Annotated in this window: 8 protein-coding genes; 4 read left to right on the top strand and 4 right to left on the bottom strand. The window is 65.8% G+C overall.

What is annotated here, in order from left to right; genetic code table 11:
- The first annotated feature begins 65 nt into the window (after positions 1–65).
- Together CF68_RS06415 and CF68_RS06410 are read left to right on the top strand one after the other, a co-directional pair.
- Positions 66–1,814, top strand: coding sequence for a class I adenylate-forming enzyme family protein (locus tag CF68_RS06415; RefSeq protein ID WP_035816838.1), 1,749 nt, complete (start codon positions 66–68; stop codon positions 1,812–1,814).
- Between the two features lie 62 nt (positions 1,815–1,876).
- Entirely contained in the window at positions 1,877–2,704 is an 828-nt protein-coding gene (locus tag CF68_RS06410; protein ID WP_051591428.1) for a phosphatase PAP2 family protein, read from the top strand.
- 33 nt (positions 2,705–2,737) lie between these two features.
- On the opposite strand, the gene CF68_RS06405 is transcribed toward CF68_RS06410, so the two are convergent.
- The 4 genes from CF68_RS06405 to CF68_RS37450 form a co-directional block, all read right to left on the bottom strand.
- Positions 2,738–3,220, bottom strand: a complete 483-nt coding sequence (locus tag CF68_RS06405) for a CreA family protein (RefSeq protein WP_035816837.1) — start codon at positions 3,218–3,220, stop codon at positions 2,738–2,740.
- A gap of 14 nt (positions 3,221–3,234) precedes the next feature.
- Positions 3,235–3,720 (bottom strand): acyl-CoA thioesterase, encoded by a 486-nt coding sequence (locus CF68_RS06400; protein WP_013952870.1) that lies wholly within the window; start codon positions 3,718–3,720, stop codon positions 3,235–3,237.
- Between the two features lie 211 nt (positions 3,721–3,931).
- Positions 3,932–4,213 (bottom strand): HU family DNA-binding protein, encoded by a 282-nt coding sequence (locus CF68_RS06395; RefSeq protein ID WP_010814166.1) that lies wholly within the window; start codon positions 4,211–4,213, stop codon positions 3,932–3,934.
- 302 nt (positions 4,214–4,515) lie between these two features.
- Complete coding sequence (locus tag CF68_RS37450) at positions 4,516–4,689, bottom strand: hypothetical protein (protein WP_161786854.1); 174 nt, start codon at positions 4,687–4,689, stop codon at positions 4,516–4,518.
- 32 nt (positions 4,690–4,721) lie between these two features.
- On the opposite strand from CF68_RS37450, the gene CF68_RS06390 reads away from it, so the two are divergent.
- Both CF68_RS06390 and CF68_RS06385 read left to right on the top strand, forming a co-directional pair.
- Positions 4,722–5,924, top strand: a complete 1,203-nt coding sequence (locus tag CF68_RS06390) for an ammonium transporter (protein WP_035816835.1) — start codon at positions 4,722–4,724, stop codon at positions 5,922–5,924.
- Positions 5,925–6,137: 213 nt separating this feature from the next.
- Positions 6,138–6,998, top strand: coding sequence for a mechanosensitive ion channel family protein (locus tag CF68_RS06385; RefSeq protein WP_035816833.1), 861 nt, complete (start codon positions 6,138–6,140; stop codon positions 6,996–6,998).
- Positions 6,999–7,003: the final 5 nt, after the last annotated feature.

Raw genomic sequence — 7,003 nt, 5'->3', positions numbered from 1 at the left:
GAAGGCCGGCGCCCGCCGCTTTCCTGCATTTCCCTCAACCTGCAGTGCAGTTCCGGGAGGCAGTCATGTCGAGCAATCCGCAGTTGGCCGGCACCTGGCCGGTCATGTCGCTGGCCGAGGCACACGCCCGGCTTACCGCGCCCGGCGCGCCGTTCGAAACCGAAACGCGCGTGATCCGCGGCATCCCCACCACCGTCTGGAAGAACGCCCCCCCCACGCTGCGCGAGCTGTTGCTGAACACGCGCGCGTTTGCCGACCGCACCTTCGTGGTCTACGAGGACGAGCGCGTCTCCTACGATGCCTTCCGGCGCGCCGCCATCGCCATGGCCCATGCACTGGTGCGCGACGGCGTGCGCAAGGGCGACCGCGTGGCCGTGGCCATGCGCAACCTGCCTGAATGGCCGGTGGCGTTCTACGGCGCGCTGCTGGCAGGCGCCATCGTGACGCCGCTCAATGCCTGGTGGACCGGTGCCGAGCTGGAATATGGCCTGGCCGATTCGGGCAGCCGCGTGGCGATCGTCGATGCCGAACGGCTCGACCGCATCCTGGAACACCTGCCGGGCTGCCCGGCGCTGGAACGCGTCTATGCCTCACGCGCCGGCGGCACCGCGGCCGAGCCGCGCGTGGCTCCGCTGGAGAGCGTGATCGGCAGCCCGGCTGACTGGGCCGCGCTGCCAGACCAGGCACCGCCACAGGTCGACATCGATCCGGACGACGACGCCACCATCTTCTACACCTCGGGCACCACCGGCAAACCCAAGGGCGCGCTAGGCACGCACCGCAACTCCACCAACGTGGCAGTCGCCGGCAGCTTCAGCCCGATCCGCAACCTGTTGCGCCGGGGCGAGCCGATTCCCGCGCCGGATCCCGCCGCACCGCAAAAGGCCATGCTGCTGGCGGTGCCGTTCTTCCACGTCACCGGCTGCATGGCGGTGCTCAACGGCGCCATCGCCACCGGCGGCAAGATCGTGCTGATGCACCGCTGGGACGCGCTGCGCGGCATGGAACTGATCGAGCTCGAGCGCTGCACCGCGGCCGGCGGCGTGCCCACCATCGCATGGCAGATCCTCGAGCATCCTGAGCGCGGCCGCTTCGACCTGTCCTCGCTGGAGAACGTCAACTACGGCGGCGCGCCGGCATCGCCCGAACTGGTGCGGCGCATCGGCGAGGTATTCCCGCTGGCCGCACCCGGCATCGGCTGGGGCATGACGGAAACATCGTCGACCTTCACCAGCCACAGCGCCGAGGAATACGTGATGCGCCCGGACAGCAGCGGCCCGGCACTGCCGATCGGCGAGATGAAGGTAGTGGACGGACACGGCCGCGCCTTGCCGCCCGGCGAAACCGGCGAGCTGATGGCGCGCGGCGCCAATGTCGTGCGCGGCTACTGGAACAAGCCCGAGGCCACGGCGCAGACCTTTGCCGACGGCTGGCTGCGCACCGGCGACATTGCGCGGCTGGATGAGGAAGGCTACGTCTATATCGTCGACCGGATGAAGGACATGCTGATTCGCGGCGGCGAGAACATCTACTGCATCGAGGTGGAAAGCACCCTCTACGAGCATCCGGCGGTGATGGATGCCGCGGTGGTCGGCCTCGCGCACAAGACGCTGGGCGAAGAACCGGCCGCGGTGATCAGCCTGAAGCCCGGCATGCAGGCGAGCGAGGTCGAGCTGCAGGATTTCGTGCGCACACGGCTGGCGGCGTTCAAGGTGCCGGTGCGTATCCTGATTTACCAGGAGATGCTGCCGCGCAATGCCAATGGCAAGATCCTGAAGTCGAACCTGCGCAAGCTGTTCGACGCTGCCGCCTGAGCTACGGCAGGACAGCCGACTCGACAAAAACAACAAGGAACGACAAATTGACGGAACAAGCAATGCGTGACCACTCCCTGTCCACCCCGGTGCGGACAATCGCCGCAGTGGCACTCGCCGCCCTGCTGGCGGGCTGCGCCGCCGGCGGCACCAACCTGTCCGCGGTACCAGAGCTGCGCCCTGGCGTGCCTGCCGGTTACCTGGCTACCGATGCGCGCCCGGACAGCCTGAAGCTGCTGCCCGCGCCCCCGGCGCAGGGCTCGGCAGCGCTGGCGCTGGATGAGGATGCCGCGCGGCAGGCCGGGACGCTGCGCGGTTCACCGCGCTGGCAAGTGGCTGGCGAGGATGCCGTGCTGACGTTCCCGCAGGCCGCCAGCGCATTCTCCTGCGCGCTGGGCGTGCCGGTCAGCGAGAAAGAAACGCCGTACCTGAACATCCTGCTGCGCCGCAGCCTGGTCGATGCAGGCCTGTCCACCTACAAGGCCAAGGACCACTACAAGCGCACACGCCCCTTCGTTGCCAACAAGACCCAGATGTGCACGCCAGCCGAGGCCGCCAAGCTGGAAAAGGACGGTTCGTACCCGTCCGGCCACAGCGCCATTGGCTGGGCCTGGGCGCTGATCCTGGCGGAGGTCGAGCCGGAACGCGCCAATGACATCCTGGCGCGCGGGCGCGCATTCGGCCAGAGCCGCGTGGTCTGCAATGTGCACTGGCAAAGCGATGTCAACGAGGGCCGCATGATGGCCGCGGCAACGGTGGCGCGGCTGCATGCCGATCCCACCTTCCGCGCCGACCTGGACCAGGCCCGCCGCGAAGTGGCGGCGGCACGCGCCAGCGGCGCGCGCCCGTCGCGCGACTGCCAGGCGGAGAGCGCAGCGCTGGCCCCCTGATCCGCCGGTTGCCGGAGCCGGCTACGGCACCGATTACTTCACCGGGATGACCGTGCCGGTCGGCACCGGCACGGCGGTGACGCTGTTCTGCGGGCTGCCGCTGACAATGCGGTCGGAGTACGTCAGGTACACCAGCGTATTGCGCTTGCGGTCGACCGCGCGCACGACGTGCAGGGCCTTGAACAGGATCGACATGCGCTCGGAGAAGACGTTGTCCTGCTGCCGGATCGGCCCCTTGAAGGCTATCGTGCCCACCTGCCGGCAGGCGATCGATGCCTCCGGCGGGTCTTCAGCCATGCCCAGCTGGCCCTTGATGCCGCCCGTGCGGGCGCGCGACACATAGCAGGTCACGCCGTCCACCTGGGGGTCGTCATAGGCTTCGATCACGACCTTGTCGGAGCCGGTCATGCGGAAATTGGTGCTGACGCTGCCGATTTCCTCGGCGTGGGCGCCCGAGGCGGCCGCCAGACAGGCGACGGCCAGGATCGTGCGGATGCGATTGCAGTTGCGCTTCATGGCGGGGTCGGTATTCAGGTCACCGACGACTTGATGTCGTCGTGGCGCTTTTCCATTTCCTGGCGCAGCGCGCGGCGCTGCTGGGCGGCGGCAAAGCGCTGGCGCTCCACCTCGTCGCGCGGCTCCAGCGGCGGCACCTCGGCCGGCGTGCCGTTGTCATCCACGGCCACCATGGTGAAGTAGCAGCTGTTGGTATGGCGCACCAGCTTGCTGCGGATATTTTCCGTCACCACCTTGATGCCGATTTCCATCGAGCTGCGGCCGGTGAAGTTGACCGAGGCCAGGAAGGTCACCAGCTCGCCCACGTGGATCGGCTGGCGGAACACCACCTGGTCGACCGACAGCGTCACCACGTAGCGGCCGGCGTAGCGGCTGGCGCAGGCATAGGCAACCATGTCCAGGTACTTGAGGATGGTGCCGCCGTGGACGTTGCCGGAAAAGTTGGCCATGTCCGGCGTCATCAGCACGGTCATGGAAAGCTGGTGGGACTGGTCGTTCATGATGCGGGTACGGATTGCGGGGCGGGATTTCGGGGGCGAACCTGCGACGGCGGCATTACCTGAATGCTATTGCCCGAACGCTGGCGCCGGCAGTTTAACCCGGATCGTGCCCGCCGTTGCCGGCGGCAGCCCGGTGCCGGCAGGCGTGGCCGTGCCAGGCAACAAAAAAGCGGCCTGCAAGGCCGCTTTTCACGCTGTGGACGCAAACTGCTTACTTCTTCTTGTTCACCGCGTCCTTGAAACCCTGTCCGGCAGAGAACTTGACCGTCTTGGCGGCCGGGATCTTGATGGTTTCACCGGTACGCGGATTGCGGCCGGTGCGGGCGGCGCGTTTGCCGGCGCTGAAGCTGCCAAAGCCCACCAGCGTCACCGAATCGCCCTTTGCCACTGCCTTCTTGATACTGTCCAGCGCTGCGTTGAGCGCACGCTCGGCGGCGGCATTGCTCAGTTCTGCTTCCGCGGCGATGGCCGATACCAGTTCACCTTTATTCATGGCTGATTTCCCTTGTTGGTCGTCGTCACCGATGTGCGTGCCTCGCGGCAAAGCCATCGATCGGCGCAGTCTAATCTGCCCGTTGCGCGTAGAGCAATCCCCAGTGGCACCAATGCGACAAAAAAACCCGCAAATCCTTGATTGAGGCCGGTTAGCGGGCAATTTCCCTCGCTTTTCCCGCTTGCCAGAAGCCGGCTTTGCCAGGCCGTCCCGCCGCGCGGCAACGCCGGACCGGACCGCGCCAGGGGCAAACAAATAGCATAGGACAAATTCCCATAAATGGGGCGTCGCACCATAACGGTTCAGCCCGCGCCGCCGTTGCGCGCCATTTCGGCGCATCCGCACCACCACGGCAATGCCAGCGGCAACGCTGCCAACAGCATCACCGTTGCCTGCGCGCGGCATTCCGGTGCGGTTTTACCCGACAAGGTGCAAGCGGCACCAGGATGCGGCCATTGCTGGAATGCTTTTTGCATACTCACGCTCCCATTTTGAGCATGAGGTCACTATGGACAACTGGAAGAGCGGCACCGACGCCCTGTTTATCCTGCTAGGCGCCATCATGGTGCTGGCCATGCACGCCGGCTTCGCCTTCCTGGAACTGGGCACGGTGCGCAAGAAGAACCAGGTCAACGCACTGGTAAAGATCCTGGTGGATTTTGCAGTTTCGACGATCGCCTATTTCTTTATCGGCTACACCATTGCCTACGGCGTGCAATTCATGTCCGGGGCCGAAACGCTGGCGCAGAAAAACGGTTACGAACTGGTCAAGTTCTTTTTCCTGGCGACATTTGCCGCGGCCATTCCGGCGATTATCTCGGGCGGTATCGCCGAGCGTTCACGCTTCAATCCGCAACTGGTCGCCACCTTCGTGCTAGTGGGTTTTGTCTATCCGTTCTTCGAAGGCATCGCCTGGAACCAGCGCTATGGCGTGCAGGACTGGATCACGCGCGTGGCCGGCGCACCGTTCCATGACTTCGCCGGCTCGGTGGTGGTGCATGCGCTGGGCGGCTGGATCGCGCTGCCTGCGGTGCTGCTGCTGGGCGCGCGGCGCGGGCGCTACCAGAAGGACGGCCGCATCAGCGCCCATCCGCCCTCAAACATCCCGTTCCTGGCGCTGGGCGCCTGGGTGCTGGCGGTGGGCTGGTTCGGCTTCAACGTCATGAGCGCGCAGACGGTCGACAAGGTCAGCGGCCTGGTGGCGATCAACTCGCTGATGGCAATGGCCGGCGGCACGCTGGCGGCCTGGGCGGCCGGACGCAACGACCCGGGCTTTGCCTACAACGGCCCGCTGGCCGGGCTGGTGGCGGTATGCGCGGGCTCGGACCTGATGCACCCGCTCGGCGCGCTGATCACCGGCGCGGTGGCCGGCGCGCTCTTTGTCTATATGTTCACGCTGGCGCAGAACAAATGGCATATCGATGACGTGCTCGGCGTGTGGCCGCTGCACGGGCTGTGCGGCGCCTGGGGCGGCATTGCCGCGGGCATCTTCGGGGCCAGGGCGCTGGGCGGGCTGGGCGGCGTGACGCTGGGCGCGCAGGCGATCGGCACCGTGCTTGGCATCGTGGTGGCGCTGGCCGGCGGCACCCTGGTATATGGCGCGCTGAAGAAGCTGGTGGGCATCCGGCTCGATGCCGAAGGCGAATTCAATGGGGCGGACCTGACCTTGCACCGGATTTCGGCAACGCCGGAACGGGAAACCAACTGGTAATGGCGTTCGGGCCGTCCTGATTTAAATAGACAAGCTGCGCAAAGCGGCTTGTCTTAACAATAATTTGCTTGCACTTCCGGTACGGCGTCTCAATAATTGCCGTGCCCATGTATTGCGCCGCAACAGCGCGCAGGGCTAGCACACAGCTGCCGGCTGAATCGGGGGATGTTGTGCCGGCGGCCGGCCGGACACCAACATGAAAGGAATACGCCGATGGATGCCACTACCTTCGATAACCTCAAGGCCCTGGTTGTCACCTATGCGACGGAATTCGGGGTCAAGATCCTGGCGGCCCTTGCCTTCTGGGTCATCGGCCGCTGGCTGATCCACTTTGTCGTGCGTATGGTGCAGAACGCGCTCGACAAGCAGAAGGTCGATCCCACGCTGCTGCGCTATGTCGGCTCGATCGTCACTGTGACGCTGAACGTGGTGCTGGTGATCGGCATCCTCGGATACTTCGGCATCCAGACCACGACCTTTGCCGCACTGATCGCCGCCGCTGGCGTGGCCATCGGCATGGCCTGGTCGGGGTTGATGGCGAACTTCGCTGCCGGTGCGTTCCTGGTGGTGCTGCGCCCGTTCAAGGTGGGAGACTTCGTGACGATCGGCGGCGTGACCGGCACGGTGCGCGAGATCGGCCTGTTCGCGACCTCGCTCGACACACCAGACAATGTGCAGACCGTGGTCGGCAACAACAAGATCTTCAGCGATACCATCCAGAACTTCACGGCCAACCCGTACCGGCGCGTGGAACTGAAAGCCCAGCTTGCCGGCAGCACCGACACTGCCCATGCGGCAGCGCTGCTGAAGGCCCGCATCGCCGAGATCCCCAACGTGCTGGCCGAGCCCCCGGTCGATGTCGAGATCCTGGAGTTCACACTGGTCGGCCCGGTGCTGGCGGTGCGTCCGCACTGCCACAACGACCACTACTGGCAAGTCTATTTCGATACCAACCGCATCATCCGCGAGAGCTTCGGCCAGGCCGGCTATGCCGCACCGATGCCAGCGCAGATGGTGGTGGTGCAACAAGCGGCTGTCGAGCAGCAGGCCGCCGCTGCGCAACAGGCCGCCTGACGACG

Origin of the sequence: Cupriavidus sp. SK-4, assembly GCF_000611125.1 — a bacterium.
Lineage (GTDB): Bacteria > Pseudomonadota > Gammaproteobacteria > Burkholderiales > Burkholderiaceae > Cupriavidus > Cupriavidus necator.
This window is presented reverse-complemented; position numbering and strand designations above follow the sequence as displayed.

Bases quoted from the DNA above. Each gene is read 5' to 3' on its own strand.
- CF68_RS06415 (WP_035816838.1), top strand. From the start codon at position 66: ATGTCGAGCAATCCGCAGTTGGCCGGCACCTGGCCGGTCATGTCGCTG.
- CF68_RS06410 (WP_051591428.1), top strand. From the start codon at position 1,877: ATGCGTGACCACTCCCTGTCCACCCCGGTGCGGACAATCGCCGCAGTG.
- CF68_RS06405 (WP_035816837.1), bottom strand. From the start codon at position 3,220: ATGAAGCGCAACTGCAATCGCATCCGCACGATCCTGGCCGTCGCCTGT.
- CF68_RS06400 (WP_013952870.1), bottom strand. From the start codon at position 3,720: ATGAACGACCAGTCCCACCAGCTTTCCATGACCGTGCTGATGACGCCG.
- CF68_RS06395 (WP_010814166.1), bottom strand. From the start codon at position 4,213: ATGAATAAAGGTGAACTGGTATCGGCCATCGCCGCGGAAGCAGAACTG.
- CF68_RS37450 (WP_161786854.1), bottom strand. From the start codon at position 4,689: ATGCAAAAAGCATTCCAGCAATGGCCGCATCCTGGTGCCGCTTGCACC.
- CF68_RS06390 (WP_035816835.1), top strand. From the start codon at position 4,722: ATGGACAACTGGAAGAGCGGCACCGACGCCCTGTTTATCCTGCTAGGC.
- CF68_RS06385 (WP_035816833.1), top strand. From the start codon at position 6,138: ATGGATGCCACTACCTTCGATAACCTCAAGGCCCTGGTTGTCACCTAT.